Origin of the sequence: Paenibacillus sp. 2RAB27, from assembly GCF_052115445.1 — a bacterium.
GTDB lineage: Bacteria > Bacillota > Bacilli > Paenibacillales > NBRC-103111 > Paenibacillus_E.
Genome location: NZ_JBFRGR010000020.1, coordinates 1 through 19,296 on the forward strand (window position 1 = coordinate 1; position 19,296 = coordinate 19,296).

The window sequence follows — 19,296 nt, forward strand, 5'->3', positions numbered from 1 at the left end:
CTACGACTGACCAATTGACTAACAGGTAATTCCAAATCCTCTGTCGAATTAGTTAATAGCTAATTTGACGGAGGTCTTGCTCTATGCCATTACCAAAAAACCGAATCATTCCTGAAAAGAAAGTTTACTTTCACCCTGAAATTCTTCATTGTCCAGATTGCGGAATAAAACTAAAGAGGCATCATACCGCTTGGAAAAAGAATATTTCTACTCTTCAAGGCGTTATTCAAGTTTGGAATATGGCCTATTTCTGTCCAAGTGAAGCTTGTGGTCCTCTTAGACGGTACTTTCGGTCTGCGCAGGCCGATGCCTTATGCATGAAGCACACTTCCTACGGTTTTGATGTTCTTGCCTTAGTCGGAGACCTACGGTTCAAACAACATAAGACCATTGGAGAGATTACTGAAGCGCTAAACGAACGCGGAGTCGCAACATCGGAGAGAAATTCCATGAGACTGTATGAGCGGTATTTAGTGTTGCTACGTGCTTCTGTGACGGATCATACCCGCATTCAGTTAGAAAAAGTTGTTCAAGAGAACAAAGGTATTATGTTGTCCATGGATGGCGTCCAACCCGAGAAGGGAAACGAGACGCTCTATGTTGTACGTGAAGTTTTTAGCGGTACAATTCTAGCGGCAAAAAATCTCAAAAGCGGATCAGCGAGCGAGCTCATGGCCCTTTTGCAACCTGTAAAAGACATGAACTTTCCTGTAATTGGGCTGGTCAGTGACGGCCAGCAATCCATTCGCATAGCTATGGAAACCATGTGGCCGAATTCACCCTACCAGTACTGCCAATATCACTACCTAAAAGATATCGCTAAGCCGGTTGTTGACATCGATCGTAAGCTTAAAACCGGTATTAAGAAAACGCTACGCGGAATCCGTGAAATCGAGAAGGTAGTAGAGAAAGACACATCCGATGAAGCCGAGATTGCAAAAGACTATCTAGCGGCTGTTCGTTCCATTTTGCTTGAAGATGGCAATCCACCTTTGGATTTGCCTGGTATTCGAATATATGAAAACGCACAAGCCGTTCAGAAATCGCTGGAGAACTGCTTGAGTAAAAAAAGAGCTTCCTCTCCTGAAAAAGGTTAACAGAATATTCAGTAAAATCAACGATTTTCAGGAAGCCTACAAAGCAGTCAGCCGCTGGCAGCTTGTTATTACACATGTGGCAAAAATATTTGAACCCGCGCTTGACCAGACAAGTGAATCCGTTCGTTTTCACCTAGAGAATCTATTGAATTGGATGCAACAGACATATACGGAGAAAGGTGATGAAGTGCTCGTAAACAATGTAAAGAGCTATTCAAAAGGATTTTGGAGAGGCCTCTTTACTTGTTACGATGCACCTCATGTCCCCAGAACGAATAACGATCATGAACGTTTTTTTCGTCAAACTAAAACCCGTCATCGCCGGATGACTGGACGCCGAAGTTGGAATGATTACATCCTTCGAAGTGGAGAGTTTGTTGTGTTGGTTGACGATGCTCTTAAACAGGAGAATGTATTAGAACGTCTCCAACTTGTTGATTACAGCACTTTTGCTCAAGAACGTGACAGGTGGAACGAGCGTCTTCATGAAGGAATTAAGCGTCAACGCTTTAGAAGAAACCCTATCCAATACCTCAAAGATATTGAATCGAGGGCTTGTGCGTTAATTGGTCAGTCGTAGGAGGGCATCTTCCAAAAATGTGAAAATTGCTTATATAGCATTTTTATGTGCCGGATGGGTTCTAGGAATCATAAAAAAGTTACTTGGGAGTCAAGTATGAATCGCCGATCACTCGATCTGCGATTATTTGTGTTGGCTGTCACATAAAGCACGCAAATATTTTCCTGAAAAGAAAAAATACTTGGATGTATTTGCTCTTTCTGCTCCCTATAATGAAAGCATAACCAAACAACATGAGGTGATCGATTTGAAACAAGGCTTGATAAAAAACTCCACTGGAACCGAATCTAACAAGGTTCTACGCTATTCCCGAAAGCGTTCTCTCAATGATGTATGGGCTGGTTTATTTTTTACTGGACCAATGCTCATTACGACTACAGTGCTTACGATTATACCCATTCTTCTTTCCGGTATCATTAGTTTCACCGATTGGAATTTTATATCGGGTCTAGGAAGCATCAAATCAGTCGGGTTCGCCAATTACCAAAAACTGTTCCAAGATGTGGAGTTCATTCACTCCATGAAAAATAACATTGCGTTGATGGCCGTTGTACCCGTGTCACTTTTTCTTTCGTTAATATTGGCTGTGCTTATTAATAAAGTAACGTACTTCAAGACCTTTTTCAAGGTAATCTACTTTATGCCGTTTATTTCCAGCTTTGTTGCTGTCGCCGTGTTATGGAGAGTGTTATTCCACCCAACGAATGGTCCGATTAACGGTTTCTTAAAGTCAATTGGAATTGCTCATCCTCCATTGTGGCTCGCGGACACGAATTATGCGCTTCTTTCCGTAATGATTATCTTGGTATGGTCGTCTTTGGGTTTCAATATGATTATTTTTATGGCTGGACTGCAAAACATACCCAAGGATTTGTATGAGGCAGCTGATATAGATGGGGCCTCACCAATTCGTCAATTTTTCTCCATCACTCTACCAATGCTTTCACCAACGACTTTCTTTCTGTTAATAACGGGTTTGGTTGCTTCCTTCAAGGCATTTGATTTAATCATGATCTTGACGAACGGAGGACCGGCGGGATCCACATCCGTTATCGTATTTTACTTATATGAAACTGCATTTATTAATTTGAAGTCCGGTTACGCTTCTGCGATGGGTATCGTACTACTTCTCTTCATTCTAGTGATTACTCTTATTCAATGGGTAGGTCAAAAGAAATGGGTAAACTACTAAGGGGTGTTCCAATGAAATCAATTCGTTTTGATCGTACAATAGTTACTATATTTATGGCAATATGTGGAATATTTTTCGCTTTGCCTTTCTTATGGATGCTCTCAGCTTCATTTAAACCTGAACTGGAAGTACTGGCTTATCCCATTCAATGGATTCCGAAGACATGGAGAGCAACTGAAAATTATACAGAGGTTTGGGCTGGGGCGCTGCCTTTTACAATGTATTATTGGAACAGCTTGAAAGTATCCGTACTAACAACTCTGTTCTCATTACTGATTTCTTGTATGGCAGCCTATGGCTTCTCAAAGGTGAGCTTCAAAGGGCGTGATATTCTCTTCGTTCTAGTACTAGTAACCTTCATGATTCCAAGTCAGGCGATTCTGGTGCCGCAATTTATTATGATACGTTGGTTGGGATTATTCGATAGTCACATTGGTCTAATCCTAATCGGTGCTTCCGGGGTTCTTGGGACATTCCTGCTACGGCAGTTTTTCATGGGTATTCATAATGAAATTATTGAATCAGCGAGGATCGACGGTGCGAATCACTGGACCATCTTTTCCCGTATTACAATTCCGCTTGTCAAGCCGGCAATGGCGACTTATATGATATTGCGATTTATCTGGACTTGGAATGATTACCAGAATCCGTTGATTTTTATCCGGTCTGAGCAATTGTTTACATTACAGCTCGGTATGCGTAAGTTTGCTGATGCGAATGGCGAGTTTTATTCGCTCATGATGGCTGGAGCCGTATCCGCCATTTTACCGTTGTTGATCATTTTCATCATTGGACAGAAACATGTTATTGAGGGCGTTGCCATGGGTAGTGTGAAGGGATGATAAACAAGTCAATTGTCAGATATCAGAAAATATGGAGTCTGCGAACTATGGTGATTGAAGAAGCAGGGGTTCAAAACGTCATACCATCATCCAAGAAACGATTAAAAGATAATAAGGGAATCGCTATGTAAAGGAAAAAGCGAAGTTGATGCATTCTGCGAGTTATGGAATACGCGTATTTAATGTTATATCTTCCTATTAATAACATTGAAAGGAACATAGATGATATGTTCCTTTTCTTTATTTCATATTTGTATGTTCGCATGAATAACATAGCCTCTCGGGTCGCAGCCATTGTGCATCATGTTCCAATTGCCAGTCAAACCATTCATTACGGTATAACATTTGTTCCGATTGATCCATCTCATTCCTGACTGCTTTCTACTATACCATCTTTACGATTAGCCGAAACCACTCGAACAGCGACATACACAATCAGGAATAGGACCATGAATCCCGCGGAGTAACGATACATGATCGCATAGTTCGATATGCTTGAAATTGCACCCAGAATTAAAGCTCCTGCCGCTACGCCAAAGTCCGTGGAGTTGTAGAACATGCTGTTGGCCATCCCGTATTGCTCTGGCTTAGAGGAACGCAGCATCCAAGCTTGAAGAGTAGGCTGAATTGCTCCAAAGCCAAGTCCGTACAATAACGCGGCTATAATGAGCATTCTCATCGATGTCGCATAGGAGAGCACGGTTAAGCTTGCCACAAGACAGATCGCTGCGGGTATAAGAACCGCGGCATGGCCCCGGCTGTCGAATATTCTACCGGAGATCGGACGAACGATAATAATGGTAACCGCATTGAACAAGAAGAACAAGCCGACCTGCTCTAGATGCCTAAATTGTCCAAACAGGGCGATGAAGCTTAGCAGACCGCTATAAGTGACTGCAGTAATCACATTAAGGAACGCGGGAAACAATAATTGCTTGTTAAAAGGGATCTTTACCGCTGCACCTTTGTGCGCTTCAGTCGATTTACGAGCTTCCGGCGGTACTGAGCGAGAGAAGAGCAGAAGCGGGATAGCCGCTAGCACGGTCCACATGCCGATCATGGACAAGGTTACGAAACCGGATTGCTGCATCACGTTTAAGCCAATCATCGGTCCGATAGACATCGCTAAGCTCGTAGACAAACCGAAATAACCAATCCCTTCACCCATTCGCTTGCCTGGAATAATCTGCGACACCAAGGTCGGGATTATCGTACTCGCCATCCCGAACCCAATTCCGTAAGCAACACGCATAACTAGCAATACTCCAATGGAATCCGCTATGACATACAAACCGGTTATAAGTGCTGCAATGGCTAAACCGATATATAGGATAACATTACGATTCATTTTCTTCATTAACCATGCCGTCATGAAACGGGCTGCTATCGCGGAAATCGCGAAGACACTTGTGACTAGACTAACTGTAAGATCCCCCGCTTGAAATTCGTTCTTCACATAGGCAGGGAAGGAAGACAGCAACATCTGCAGATTAAGGAATAACAATAACGCGCCAATCGTTAAGCAAATAAAGGATTTCGTCCATAGTCTGGATGACTGTTCAAGCTGCTGCATGGTGTATACCCCTACTCTCTATCCGCTAATTTATTCACATGATTATTAATTCTTAAGAGCAGTGAAATAAGCCCCTCGTATTCCTCCTCGGAAATGCACTGCTTGATCTCCACCGTAACTTGCTTCTCAATTGGGATTGTCTCTTGGATCAGCTTTCGTCCTTTATCTGTGATATAGACCGCGAAGGAACGGCGGTCGTTCTCCCCAATCCGCTTGCTGATCAGCCTTTTTTGCTCTAGATGATCGAGAATTCGAGTGGTCGTCGGCTTGTCCTTGCTAGTGAGCTCAGCAATTTCCTTCTGAATCAGGCCGTCATCTCGGTTAACCTGATAGAGGACGGACCACTGCTCGGGTGTAATTCCATACTCCTTCAGCCTGCCCTGTAATAAGGCAGACAACTTGTGATAGGTCGTACCCATCATAAATCCGATTGATCGGTTCAGTTCATTGATCTGATTCGTCATGTATATTTGTGCCCCCATTCCCTGCTTTTATATATTAGTTGTTACGACAACTATATACCAAACAACTAACGATGTAAAGATATAGTCGTGAACGCCTATTGACTCATAACCACTGCTTCAGAAAAAATATTTCTTAAAATGTCAAAATAATTGATGGTATAGTAGTTTGGCGTATCGTATGATTCAGAATAATTGGAAATCATTTCGTTAAAACTAAAAGGCTGCTTTAACCAAGAGAGAYGGTACATGTTTTCTCAAGTAATATGATCTAAAAAATTCCTTCATCAATAATGGTCCGTTACTCTAAAAAGGAGCTTATCATGTTATTATTCTTCCGAAATCTGTCTCTCAGGAAAAAATTAATTATTACATCAATCGCTTGTTTGATATTGCCAACCATTATCATGCTATTTATTACAAACGTTTTTACACAGCGAATCATTCGAGAACATACGTTAGAAAGTTCAAACCAGATTTTACAAAATGTGCAGGGTYAAATCAATAAAGTAATGGATGAAATGGTTGCCGTATCAAACATGATTCAATTTGATTCGGAGCTCAAGAGCTTGATTCAGAGTAAGTATGGTCCATTATTAACGAAGTCGGTAACGGAAAAATTAGAACAATTGGTTAGCGATAAACCGGATGTACAGCTCACCTTACTAACAAGAGATGGACGCTATTTTTCCAGTTATTCGTATTATGAGTTTGATCCTTCAAATTTTAGAAAACAAGCCTGGTTTGAAGATTTGTCTCGCTTGTCAGCTTTAGACACGCTTTTTTTAGGCGTCCAACCAAATTATTTGAAATCCCAGGCAGAAGAGAATCCTTACGTGATCATGACAGCTCGAGTTTTAATGGATAATTCTGCGAATCCGATTGCTTATTTAATCGTAAGCCGCTCGGAGAATGCATTCAGTAATATTTTTGACAAATTCTCCGAGGACATTTTTCTGTTGGATACGAATAACCATATACTGTCCCACGGAGATAAGGATTACATTGGGGATAATTTTTTAAACCTAATTCAAAAAAATGTCGTTGAATCATCTGAGATTATTAGTTTAGATGGGAAATCTCACCTCTATGTGTCTAAACCTCTGCGTCATGCGGGTTGGACCCTGGTCAGTCTGTCTCCATACGAACAATTAACCGATAAATTAAACAACATTTCTAGGTCTGGTTTGGTTTTACAGGTGCTTTTTCTAGTTGGATTTATCATCATTCTCGCCTATTTGCTTCGGAAATTTACAAAACCAATTCAAGTACTTGGTGAAGTTGCGCTTAAAGTTGAAGCTGGGGATATAGAGGTGCGATCTAATGTAAGAGGAGGGGATGAAGTTGGACGTCTAGGGCGTGCTTTTGATCTTATGCTTGACCGCATACTTCAGATGCTCGAACAAGTCAAACTTGAGCAAGAGCTTAAGCGGCAGGCAGAGATAGAGATGCTGCATGCGCAAATTCATCCTCATTTTTTGTTCAATGTACTAAGCTCGATTCGTTTGAAGCTTCTAATGAAAGACGACGAGCAGAACGCCGAGCTAATCGGATCTTTATCAACTCTATTGCGTTCTACCATTTCCACACATCAGGAGTTTGTATCATTGCTTGTTGAGGTTGAAATGTCCAAGCAATATATGGAATTGATGAACTTTACTATGCGGCATCCAGTCGTTCCTCGTATCCATGTGAATCCTGAGCTGTTTCCGGAGACTGTGCCAAGATTTATACTACAGCCAATTATTGAAAATGCGTATAAGCACGGTTTTACTGGGAAAAGCGGATGTATTACGATAAATGTAGACAAAGTGGAAGAAACCTTGCAGATTTCGGTTAAGGATAATGGGCTTGGTATGGATACAAAAACGGTGAGTTCGTTACAGGAACGATTAATACTTAACAAAAGACAGATTATCGAAGGATCTGCTGATAACGGCAGCAAGCAGATATCCGGTATAGGGCTATCTAATGTCTATGAACGTCTAAAGTTAATTTACGGGGAGCGGTTTCAAATGACTATACAAAGTGAAAATAATCTTGGTACCAGCATCGTACTTATCCTCCCGATTTCAAAAATGGAGAATAAATGATATGTATAAAGTAATTATCGCTGACGATCATATGCCTGTTATTGAATACTTGACGGCAAAAATCCCTTGGCAAGAACTCGGTTTGGAGCTTATTGAAGCTTGTTCTGATGGAGAGGAAGCGGTAAACGCTTGCAAAAGTTCTCAACCTGATATTCTAATTACCGATATCGGTATGCCGATCATGAATGGATTGGATTTAATTGAAGAAACAAGAAAAATCAATCCTAGCTTGAAGACTGTCATTTTGTCCTGCCATGAAGACTTTCAATTTGCTCAAAGGGCAGTAAAGTTGAAAGTAAATGATTATATTTTAAAAGAAACTCTACGTATTGAACAGTTGGTAGATATTCTACGCCAACTTATTAAACAGTTGAACGAAGAAGAAGCGATGCTGCGTGACCGGCAAAAACTGCAGGATGTAGTTTTTCAAACCCTCTCATCGGTAAGAACAAAATTTTTGCGTTCTTTGATAGATCAACCTATTTGGAATGAGACTGAGTGGGTAGAGAAAGCAGAAAATATCGGCATTCAATCATTGAAAGGAACTCCTTATTTACCTGTACTTTGCTTGCTAGAACGGTTTTCGGATGTAGCAACGAGGTTTGGAGGAGGGCACCAACTTCAATTTGTAATTGATAATGCACTGAACGAATCTGTCAAATTCGAGGGGAATGTTGTCATAACACTCACTGAGAAACATTACTTTGTCCTATATCCTTTTCCTAAGTCAATTAAAAGGAATATATCGGAAGAAATAAATAAGGAATTACAAAAAATTCAAAATTCAATAAATCTTTATATGAAAATTGGAACTTCTTTTTATTTCGGTGAAGTTTGCAATACGATGTTAGAATTAAAGAAACAGACCACACTATTACTAAATTCAAAAACTTTCCACTTTTATTCAKGGGAAAATCGAATTTTAAAATTGCAGCAAATTGAGACAACTAAGGACGATATATTTGTAAATTATACAGCGGCTCTGGAAGGCTTTAAAAATTGTATTTTTAATTGCGATGTTGAATATGTAAAAGAAACAATTGCAAGGTGGATTGCTCAAATTGATGCAAATAAGTATCCTATGGATTCCGTTCGTAGTTGGGTGTTAAAAATAGTTACTGACATAGAACTGAAGTTCACTGTCATGCAGCATTTTCTAACGAATTATAGTGCAGAGGTGTTGCAACAAACGGTATATGCAATCGATACGATTAATCATCTTAGTGAGTGGCTAATTGAATTTTTGGTTGAAAAAATGGAAAACGTGAGATTGCACCAAGATCAATCTAGCCGAAAGGAAATTGTCGCGGCGCAACGTTATGTGATGATGCATTTGAATGAAAAAATCAGTATGGAGGAAATGGCTAAACGATTAGATCTTAATTCGTCGCACTTTAGCCGTATTTTCAAAAAGGAGACTGGAGAAACATTTATAGAATTTGTCACGAGAAGTAAGATGGAAAGGGCTCGTGAATTGCTTGATACATCGGCTCAAAGCGTTGAACAAATTTCAGAAGAGCTTGGTTTTGATAATAGCAGCTATTTCTTTAAATTATTTCGCGCCTTCTCTGGCATGTCACCTGCTGAATACCGTAAAAAAGTATAGCGATTAGCGCCCGTTTTATTAGATTGACGCAGCTTAAATGATAATCAATAATTAGGCCTGATTCCCAAAGGGGTCGCACACAAGTGATTAGTAAAAATGCCAGTATAGCGGAAGAAACCGCTATCTGGCGTTTTTTTGAATGGAGCAGGCTTTTTCGCAGCTCTATTATGATTTGTGTCCAAAGGTTTTGGAAATGGTTGGAAAAGTTCAGGATGGGAACGGAAACCGAGGAAATCATTGGAACGAGAGGTTCTTTAGCGAAAGAAACTCCGATTGTTCGAACTAATTCAATTTCCGATTCCAAGTTGGCAGGTACCGAAAGAGGTGTAACGGAACCAGAGGCGACATTTTCCACTTGCTTTGGGGCGCCTTTCCTTCCGCTCCATCCAACTGTGTACGCAAGGCTATTGGGAGATAAAATCGAGAATCACCAAGTTAAAGTATATTTGGTTAACACGGGATGGTCCGGAGGTCCCTATGGTGTAGGTATCGGATGAATTTAACTTTCACTCGTGCGATGATAACTGCTGCTTTGAATGGAAGTATCGAGCAAGCGATGTTTACTGCTGATCCGATCTTTGGTGGCAGGGATATTCATTCGGGTAGAATACGATATCTTTTATATATGACGTCATATATGTAAGATTAATAATAGAGAAAATGTTGATTTTATTACAAAATAGAATTATATATTGTACATTATTTACTGATATGATACATTTATGACATACTAATTGAAGGTTAGGTGGTTGAAGATGCGAGTTGGCATAAGTGGTACAGGTAGAATCGGTAGGCTGTGTTTGAGAAAAGCATTTTCCAATAATATGCAGGATTTCGAAGTGAAATTGATCAACTCAACAAGCCCCATTCATGTGTTGGCCCATTTGTTGAAATATGATTCGGTTCATGGCACTTGGGACGCGAAAATCGAAGTGTTACATGACAACTTAATTAGTATTAACGGTCAGCGAATTACTGTCATCTGTGAAAGAGAACCCGATTTACTGCCCTGGGAAGATTATGGCGTTGAGTTAGTCGTAGATGCAACTGGAAAGTTCAATCATCGGCATGGCGCTGAACGCCACTTATTTGGTGGAGCAAAGAAGGTTCTGATTACTGCACCGGGTACGAACATGGATCTGACTGTTGTCATGGGAGTGAATGAAGATCGGTATGATCCCAAGCAGCATCGTTTACTTTCTGCAGCTTCTTGTACGACTAACTGTATCGCACCTATTCTGCATATTCTGGATGAGGCTTTTCGTGTTGAGATGGGGTGGATGACATCGGTCCATGCGTATACGAATGATCAAAATCATATGGATAACCCGCATAAAGACCTTCGTCGTGCTAGGGCATGTACGAATTCTATTATTCCGACTTCGACTGGGGTAGGAAAGGCACTTATCGATGTTATTCCTCATCTCGCATCCCATGTACAAGGCATCTCCGTACGTGTGCCGACACAAGATGTTTCACTGCTGGATCTGCAAGTCAAAGTCGGCCGTGAAGTAAGTGTCGATGAAGTGAAATTTTCCATCAAACAGGCGATAGCCGGACAAATGGGAGCATTTGTTGACTACAATGAATTGCCACTTGTTTCTGTGGACTATATTGGCAATGAGAAGTCAGCCATTATTGACGGTCTTAGCATAATGACACAGGATAACCAAATCAAGCTGCTTGCATGGTATGACAATGAGTGGGGTTATGCAAATCGAGTCATTGATTTAGTATCTTATATGTCACGTGCGGAGAGCACACAACTAAAGGGGGAAGCAAAATGTCTAACACAAACCATGTAACATTGGCAGCCATTCATCGATATGATCTAGGCGTAATCATTTGTAAATCATGTAATGAAGTGATTGCAACCTTACCAACGGACGGTTATAAAAAATTCTATATTTTGTGTGATTCAATTAACTGTAACGAAAAAAACAGGGGGGCAATTAAAAGATGACAAAGAAACAAGTCGTACCTTTCCAAGATGGAAATGCTTCAATGAAAGCTTTACTCGGTGGAAAAGGAGCCAATCTCGCTGAGATGACACGCGCCGGCCTACCCGTGCCTCCTGGCTTTACGATTACAACCGAGGCTTGCTTACATTTTTTTGAAATTGGCAATCGCATCTCAGAAGAACTGTTTGAACAGATCGAAACAGCACTCCTGCAATTAGAGAAACAGAAAGGACAAACATTCGGAAATGCAAGTAATCCACTGCTTGTTTCCGTTCGTTCAGGTTCCGTAAGCTCAATGCCGGGGATGATGGATACGATTCTGAATCTCGGCCTCAATGATATAACGGTCCAAGGATTAGCTTCGCTCACGAACAATGAAAAGTTCGCTTACGACTGCTACCGCAGGTTAATGCAAATGTTTGGGAATGTCGTTCTKGGCGTTGAGTCCTACCATTTCGAGCAACTGTTACACCGTTTGAAAGAGGAAACAGGCGTAGAACACGATCAAGATGTTACGTCTGAAGGTTGGAAATCACTCATTGAAGCGTACAAAAAGTGCATTCGATTGAAAACAGGTCAGGATTTCCCGCAGCATGTATACGAGCAGTTGCGTATGGCCGTTGAAGCTGTATTCAAGTCGTGGAATAACCAAAGAGCACAGATTTACCGCAAGCTTAATCGAATTCCAGATGAGCAGGGGACAGCGGTTAACATACAGAGTATGGTATTTGGTAATATGGGCGGCAATTGCGGTACAGGCGTTGTCTTTACGAGAAATCCGTCCACTGGGGAGAATACATTTTTTGGTGAATACTTAATCAATGCGCAAGGGGAAGATGTCGTAGCAGGAATTAGAACACCACTGGCGATTGCAGCGCTGCAAAACGAGATGCCAGCTATTTATGAGCAGTTGTTCGGGGCCTCCAAACTGCTTGAGCAGCATTATAAAGACATGCAGGACATCGAGTTTACAGTGGAAAATAATAAGCTGTATCTGCTACAAACACGAAATGGTAAACGAAATGCGCAAGCTGCGCTTAAGATTGCGGTCGATTTGGTTCGCGAAGGTGTATTGACGAAGCAGGAGGCCGTTGGTCGCATCGAAGTGTCGCATCTTGATCAGCTTTTGCATAGAGGTATAAATGAAGAAGCGATCAAGGTAGTGATGGCAAAGGGACTTCCTGCTTCACCAGGCGCAGCTGTTGGTCAGCTAGTATTTGACGCTGATACGGCAGCAGAATGGAGTCGTGCCGGTAAGACGGTGATACTGGCTAGAAATGAGACGACACCTGAAGATATTCATGGCGTGATCGCTTCAGAAGGCGTGCTCACTAGTCGTGGTGGAATGACGAGTCATGCTGCAGTTGTCGCAAGGGGAATGGGCAAACCGTGTGTATGCGGCTGTGAAGAAGTTCGTATCGAGTTGCACGAGAAGCGGATGACGGCTGGAACCAGGAGCGTGAAGGAAGGCGATTGGATTACATTGGACGGAGCAACGGGTCGCGTTATTATCGGTGCTATGCCATTGCTTGAAGCCAAGATGACGGATGAGCTTCTCGTTATGCTAAAGTGGGCAGATGAAATTCGTACACTGAAGGTGTTCGCGAATGCGGATAATCCGCACGATGCGAAAATCGCAAGACAACTTGGAGCAGAAGGCATCGGGTTATGTAGAACAGAGCATATGTTTTTCTCGCCGACCCGTCTTCCTGTTGTACAAAGGATGATCTTGGCAGAAAATAAAGAGGAACGATTGAAGGCTCTTGCTCAGTTGCTTCCTATGCAGCAGTCTGATTTTGAAGGTATGTTTGAGGAGATGGCTGGCCTCCCGGTAACGATTCGATTGCTTGATCCTCCACTGCATGAGTTTCTGCCCAACCTCGAAGAGCTGCAAAAAAGACATGCTCAACTGACGTATGAGAAAGAGGGCTCAGATAAGGAGAGAGATGAACTTGCGAACCTTCTATGCAAAGTGCAATCGCTCCACGAAACGAACCCAATGCTAGGTCAACGGGGATGTAGACTAGGGATCGTATTTCCGGAAATATACGATATGCAGATTGAAGCAATATTCCGCGCAGCTTCACGCTGTATCGACAGGGGGATCAAGGTGCTTCCTGAAATCATGATTCCACTCGTGGGTCATGCCAATGAGTTGAAAATATTGAGAGAGCTTGTTGATTTCGTTGCGCATCAGGTATTGGGGAAAGACAACCTTCGAGATTGTCCATACAAAGTTGGCACCATGATCGAGGTACCACGTGCAGCACTTACAGCGCGCCAGATCGTAGCTCATGCTGATTTCTTCTCTTTTGGCACCAATGACTTAACACAAATGACGTTCGGGTACAGCCGTGATGACGCTGAAGGGAAATTCCTTACCCATTATGTCGATCAGAAGCTGCTACCCCATAATCCGTTTCAGGTCCTCGACACTGAAGGAGTCGGACAATTAATTGAGTTGGCCGTGAATTCGGGTCGGTTAGTTAAACCATCTTTAAAAACAGGCATATGCGGAGAACATGGCGGAGATAAAGAGTCGATTTTCTTTTGCCACATGACCGGTTTGGATTATGTAAGTTGTTCGCCTTACCGAATTCCTTTGGCACGAATTGCTGCAGCACAAGCATTTATTCTACACAGCGTAGCAATATTTAGTGATGTAGCTATTGTAAATTAGGAGGAATTCACAGGTGGAGGAGAAAGTCCGTAGAATTTTCGTATGTTCGGATTCCGTTGGTGAAACGGCAAATTCCGTCGTTCAAGCGACAATTCGTCAGTTTAACGCCAGCCAAGTTCATGTAAAACGCTTGGGACCATGCGTACGGAGCATGAAATCCAATTGATGATGGAGGAAGCTGCAGCCATTGAAGAAACAGCAGGTATTATCTTGGAATGAATGTATTAATTGTCAAAAAACGAATACTTGAATGACAAAGGAGCTAAGCGCTGAAATACGTGCTTAGCTCCTTTGTTTGTGGATATGCAACGATTAGTGTCTTCCCTGTTAGAATTATTATTCAGCAATTTTTTGGGGGAGTATTTATTCATCCTGATTTAGATTTTATCATGTCTGAAATGAAAAATTTCCAGAAACCTTGGTTTATATCAGGTGGTTGGGTAATTGACATTGCTTTTAAGGTAAAGTAACGAGGGTTCATGACGATATTGATATTTGTATTTACCAAACAGTGCCACTGTCAGGTGAGTGTTATGGAGACGAACACAAGTCAATGGCTGATAAAGTGTCGAAATCTTCGCTCGCTGAAGAAAACACGTAAGGATGTGTCCTTGCAGCTTGGATATTGCAGATGACGGAGATTATGTACTCGATGGGAAGGCAATCAATCAGATGAAGGATGCTCAGCTGGCTGAGATTCGGAATCCAAATTGATTCTGAAGGCAGGCTGCATTTGTTTGGATTCGGCGATCTTTTTTTACACCAAATGAATCCGGTTTCAATAAACGCAGAAAATGTTAATTGCCTTACAGTTCAATTATCTTGTTGCTCTTATACTCTAAACATAAGCTCTTGAATCACCTTGCAAGAAGTGTAAAGAAGATACATTTAAGGGGGAATTACAATGGGAATTCGTACTGGCGCTCAGTATATTGAGGCGCTCAAATCTCGCCAGCCGGAGGTATGGCTCTCGGGGAGAAAAGTGACCAATTTGTACGATGAAGCTGTATTCAGACAACCGATTCACGAAATTGCGAAGTTATATGATATGCAGCATGATCTGGATTATCAAGATAAAATAACGCACATCTGTGAAGAAACTGGAGAACGGGTGAACAACGCTTTCCTGGTTCCTAGAAAACCTGAGGATTTGAAGGCACGCAGAGCGACGTTTGAAGCCTTTGCCAAAGCAACATTCGGATTGATGGGAAGAACGCCGGATTTCCTTAATGTTGTCGTCACTTCGCTATACAGCAATTCGGATTTTTTGGCAAAATACAATCCGGAATGGGCGGAAAACGCCAAGACTTATTACCGTCATGTTCGGGATAATGACTTATTCTTGACACATGCGATTATAAATCCGCAAAATGACCGCAGCAAATCGTCGCACGAACAGCAGGATACATTCACGCATTTGGGTGCTGTGGAAGAAACACCGGAAGGTCTAATCGTTCGTGGAGCTAAAATGCTGGCAACGCTATCGCCGATCACGGATGAAGTCATTGTGTACTCTTTCCCAGGGTTTAAATCAGGCGATGAGCGTTATGCGCTTGCATTTGCTCTTCCTATCGACACGCCGGGCATTCGCATTCTTTGCCGTGAGGCTATGCAAGATGGAACTCGTCCGGTTGCGGATCATCCGTTGGCATCACGCTTTGAAGAGATGGATGCATTACTTGTATTTAACGATGTATTGGTGCCTTGGAATCGCATATTCCTGTATAACAATGTGGAAGCGGCGAACCTGCTGTATCCAAAAGCAGGTTTGGGACAGCAGCCCTCGCACCAAACTGGTGTAAGAGGTTTGATAAAGCTTCAGTTTGCTACAGAAGTAGCTTGTCGATTGGCTGATTCCATCGGTGTGGATGTTTACTTGAACGTGCAAAACGATTTGGGCGAATTGATCCAGTCGGTGGAAACGCTAAGAGCGCTGCTGAAGGTTGCGGAATTAGAGTATGAAACGCTGCCTTCCGGTGATTTGGTACCTGGATATGATCCAATTGAAACGATTCGCGGATTGCTGCCGACGTTCTATCCGCGCGCGATTGAGGTAATGCAAATTATCGGCGCAGGTGGATTACTGATGTCTCCGACGGAAGCTGATCTGACTAATGTTGAATTAGCAGGAGATATGGAGCGTTATTATGGCGGTCGAGAAGGAGTTTCTGGTCCAGATCGTATCCACCTCTTCAAGCTTGCGTGGGATCTGTGCGGCGAGGCGTTCGGACAACGGTTACTTCAATACGAGCGCTACTACACAGGTGATCCGATACGTAAAAAAGCCATTTTTTACAATAATTATAAAAAGACTCATTCCTTCGCGTTGGTAGATGATGCATTGGATATTCCTGCTATACCCCAAGCGTCGAAGAAACTCATCAACAATAAGCAATTGATTTTTTAAGTTTAAAGATAAAGGTTGAGTAACGCAATCCGTATGTTGTTCGGATGGCAACCGATAGGACTATATTATGGGTTTTGTTGTATGGATAAAAATAAGGAGGCAAACAAATGATGACACAAAAACAAGTGGTACMTTTTCAAGAGGGAAGTGCCTCAATGAAAGCTTTGCTGGGAGGAAAGGGAGCTAATCTTGCTGAGATGACGCGTGCCGGTTTTCCCGTACCGCCAGGATTCACCATTACGACTGAAGCCTGCTTAGCTTTTTTTAAGGTAGGCAATCGGATCTCGGAGGAACAGTTTGAACAAATCGAAACAGCTCTCAAGCAGTTAGAGAGTCAGAAAGGACAAATATTCGGTGATGCAAACAATCCGCTTCTTGTTTCGATACGTTCTGGTTCGGTAAGCTCAATGCCGGGGATGATGGATACCATTTTGAATCTCGGACTTAACGATATAACTGTCCTTGGATTGGCGACGCTTACAAACAATGAAAAGTTCGCTTACGACTGCTACCGCCGCTTGATGCAGATGTTTGGAAACGTGGTGCTCGGCATTGAATCCTACCATTTTGAGCAGCTGCTCCACTGTTTGAAAGAGAAGGAGGGCGCCCTCCAAGATCATGATGTTACTGCTGCGGGGTGGAAGGATCTGATTGAAGATTATAAAAAGTGCATTCTAGCTAAAACCGGCCAGTCTTTTCCTCAGCACGTGTACGAGCAGTTACGAATGGCCATTGAAGCCGTATTCAAGTCTTGGAACAATCAAAGAGCTCAAATTTACCGTAAAATAAATCGGATTCCAGATGAGCAAGGGACAGCCGTCAACGTGCAGAGCATGGTCTTTGGCAATATGGGCGGTAATTGCGGCACCGGCGTCGTCTTTACGAGAAATCCTTCTACGGGTGAGAATACATTTTTTGGAGAATACCTGATCAATGCTCAGGGTGAAGATGTCGTAGCAGGTATAAGAACACCGCTGGCCATTACTGCGCTGAAAAACGAGATGCCTCTAATTTATGAGCAGTTATTCCAGGCATCCAAGCAGCTTGAGAAGCAGTACAAAGATATGCAGGACATCGAATTTACGGTTGAAAATAATAAGCTTTACCTATTACAAACAAGAAACGGGAAACGAAATGCCCAAGCCGCATTAAAAATTGCCGTCGATTTGGTCCATGAAGGTGTATTATCCAAGCAGGAGGCCGTTGGCCGTATCGAAGTGTCCCATTTGGATCAGCTTCTGCACAGAGGTATTGATGAAGATGCAGTAAAGGATGTCTTGGCAAAAGGACTTCCTGCTTCGCCGGGTGCAGCGGTGGGACAGCTGGTGTTTAGCGCCGACACGGCAGCAGAATGGAGCCGTGCGGGCAAAGCAGTTATTCTTGCTAGAATGGAAACGACGCCGGAAGATATTCATGGCGTGATCGCTTCAGAAGGGGTGCTCACGAGCCGTGGAGGGATGACGAGCCATGCTGCTGTAGTGGCAAGGGGAATGGGCAAGCCATGCGTTTGCGGCTGCGAAGACATCCGAATCGTACTTGATGAGAAACAGATGATGGTTGGAGGCAAGATCGTAAAAGAAGGCGATTGGATTACACTGGACGGCGGAACGGGACGCGTCATTAGCGGTAACATGCCTTTACATGAAGCTAGGATGACAAATGAACTTCTCGTTATGCTGAAGTGGGCGGATGAGATTCGCACACTGAAAGTGTTTGCGAATGCGGATAATCCGCACGATGCGGGAATTGCGAGAGAATTAGGGGCAGAAGGGATCGGGCTATGCCGGACGGAACATATGTTTTTCTCATCAGCGCGATTACCAGTCGTTCAACAAATGATTCTTGCGGAAGATAAGGAGGAGCGTTTGAAGGCTCTTGCCCAACTGCTTCCGATGCAGCAGTCGGATTTTGAAGGCATTTTTAATGAAATGGACGGCCTCCCGGTGACGATTCGATTGCTCGATCCGCCACTACATGAGTTTCTCCCAAACCTCGCAGATCTTCAGAGAAGACAAGCCCAGCTGATGTATGATAAAGAGGGCTCTGACGAGGAAAGAGATGAGGTGGCTCACCTTCTTCGGAAAGTGCAAGCTCTGCACGAGGCAAACCCCATGCTAGGGCAACGAGGCTGCAGATTGGGAATTGTTTATCCGGAGATTTATGAGATGCAGATTGAGGCCATCTTCCGTGCAGCATCTGGTTGTATCGACAATGGCATCAGCGTACATCCGGAAATCATGATTCCACTCGTTAGTCATGCAAGTGAACTGAAAATTTTCAGAGAACTTGTTGAGTTCGTTGCGATGCAGGTGCTGGGGAAAGAAAAGCTTCGAGAATGTCCGTATAAGGTCGGGACAATGATAGAAGTACCACGCGCTGCTCTTACTGCGCGCCAAATTGCGGCACACGCGGATTTCTTCTCTTTTGGCACCAATGACTTAACGCAAATGACGTTTGGATACAGCCGTGACGATGCGGAAGGAAAGTTTTTAACCCATTATGTCGATCAAAAGCTTTTGCCGCATAATCCGTTTCAGGTGCTCGACACGGAAGGAGTCGGCCAATTGATTGACTTAGCCGTAAACGTGGGCCGTGTTGTTAAGCCATCGCTTAAAACGGGGATTTGCGGGGAACATGGCGGAGATAAAGAGTCAATTTTCTTTTGTCACTCGATCGGATTGGATTATGTTAGCTGTTCCCCTTACCGAATTCCTTTAGCTCGAATCGCCGCAGCACAAGCGTTCATCGAACATGGTGTTCCCAGCGAATGTAAGGTAGCTAATGCCATTTGATGCGGCAGAGAT

Annotated in this window: 13 protein-coding genes and 1 pseudogene; 12 read left to right on the forward strand and 2 right to left on the reverse strand. The window is 42.9% G+C overall.

The window, feature by feature from the left end; all coding sequences use genetic code 11:
• The first annotated feature begins 83 nt into the window (after window positions 1-83).
• The 4 genes from AB4114_RS23495 to AB4114_RS23510 all read left to right on the forward strand — a co-directional run bounded on the left by AB4114_RS23495 (window position 84) and on the right by AB4114_RS23510 (window position 3,711).
• Entirely contained in the window at window positions 84-1,097 is a 1,014-nt protein-coding gene (locus tag AB4114_RS23495; protein ID WP_441990617.1) for a transposase, read from the forward strand.
• Between the two features lie 145 nt (window positions 1,098-1,242).
• A complete protein-coding gene (locus tag AB4114_RS23500) occupies window positions 1,243-1,677 on the forward strand; it encodes a hypothetical protein (protein ID WP_441990618.1) in 435 nt (144 codons plus the stop codon).
• Between the two features lie 247 nt (window positions 1,678-1,924).
• On the forward strand, window positions 1,925-2,869 hold the full coding sequence (locus AB4114_RS23505) for a carbohydrate ABC transporter permease (RefSeq protein WP_441990619.1): 945 nt from the start codon (window positions 1,925-1,927) through the stop codon (window positions 2,867-2,869).
• An 11-nt stretch (window positions 2,870-2,880) separates the two neighbouring features.
• Window positions 2,881-3,711, forward strand: coding sequence for a carbohydrate ABC transporter permease (locus AB4114_RS23510; protein WP_441990620.1), 831 nt, complete (start codon window positions 2,881-2,883; stop codon window positions 3,709-3,711).
• Window positions 3,712-4,075: 364 nt separating this feature from the next.
• Here AB4114_RS23510 and AB4114_RS23515 read toward each other — a convergent pair whose 3' ends face one another.
• Together AB4114_RS23515 and AB4114_RS23520 are read right to left on the reverse strand one after the other, a co-directional pair.
• Window positions 4,076-5,284, reverse strand: a complete 1,209-nt coding sequence (locus AB4114_RS23515; RefSeq protein ID WP_441990621.1) for an MFS transporter — start codon at window positions 5,282-5,284, stop codon at window positions 4,076-4,078.
• 11 nt (window positions 5,285-5,295) lie between these two features.
• Window positions 5,296-5,748 carry a MarR family winged helix-turn-helix transcriptional regulator gene (locus AB4114_RS23520; RefSeq protein WP_441990622.1) on the reverse strand — a complete coding sequence of 151 codons (453 nt, stop codon included), beginning with the start codon at window positions 5,746-5,748 and terminating at the stop codon, window positions 5,296-5,298.
• Between the two features lie 320 nt (window positions 5,749-6,068).
• On the opposite strand from AB4114_RS23520, the gene AB4114_RS23525 reads away from it, so the two are divergent.
• The 8 genes and pseudogenes from AB4114_RS23525 (at window position 6,069) to ppdK (AB4114_RS23560) (ending at window position 19,284) form a co-directional block, all read left to right on the forward strand.
• Window positions 6,069-7,838 carry a sensor histidine kinase gene (locus AB4114_RS23525; RefSeq protein WP_441990623.1) on the forward strand — a complete coding sequence of 590 codons (1,770 nt, stop codon included), beginning with the start codon at window positions 6,069-6,071 and terminating at the stop codon, window positions 7,836-7,838.
• 1 nt (window position 7,839) lies between these two features.
• Entirely contained in the window at window positions 7,840-9,444 is a 1,605-nt protein-coding gene (locus tag AB4114_RS23530; RefSeq protein WP_441990624.1) for a helix-turn-helix domain-containing protein, read from the forward strand.
• A gap of 293 nt (window positions 9,445-9,737) precedes the next feature.
• Window positions 9,738-10,027, forward strand: a pseudogene (locus AB4114_RS23535) (phosphoenolpyruvate carboxykinase (ATP)); the annotation flags it as partial.
• A 172-nt stretch (window positions 10,028-10,199) separates the two neighbouring features.
• Window positions 10,200-11,249, forward strand: a complete 1,050-nt coding sequence (gene gap / locus AB4114_RS23540) for a type I glyceraldehyde-3-phosphate dehydrogenase (RefSeq protein ID WP_441990625.1) — start codon at window positions 10,200-10,202, stop codon at window positions 11,247-11,249.
• 154 nt (window positions 11,250-11,403) lie between these two features.
• Entirely contained in the window at window positions 11,404-14,085 is a 2,682-nt protein-coding gene (gene ppdK / locus AB4114_RS23545) for a pyruvate, phosphate dikinase (protein WP_441990626.1), read from the forward strand.
• 13 nt (window positions 14,086-14,098) lie between these two features.
• A complete protein-coding gene (locus AB4114_RS23550) occupies window positions 14,099-14,251 on the forward strand; it encodes a kinase/pyrophosphorylase (protein WP_441990627.1) in 153 nt (50 codons plus the stop codon).
• A 738-nt stretch (window positions 14,252-14,989) separates the two neighbouring features.
• On the forward strand, window positions 14,990-16,492 hold the full coding sequence (locus tag AB4114_RS23555; protein ID WP_441990628.1) for a 4-hydroxyphenylacetate 3-hydroxylase family protein: 1,503 nt from the start codon (window positions 14,990-14,992) through the stop codon (window positions 16,490-16,492).
• Between the two features lie 110 nt (window positions 16,493-16,602).
• Window positions 16,603-19,284, forward strand: a complete 2,682-nt coding sequence (ppdK, locus tag AB4114_RS23560) for a pyruvate, phosphate dikinase (RefSeq protein ID WP_441990728.1) — start codon at window positions 16,603-16,605, stop codon at window positions 19,282-19,284.
• Window positions 19,285-19,296 lie beyond the last annotated feature (12 nt).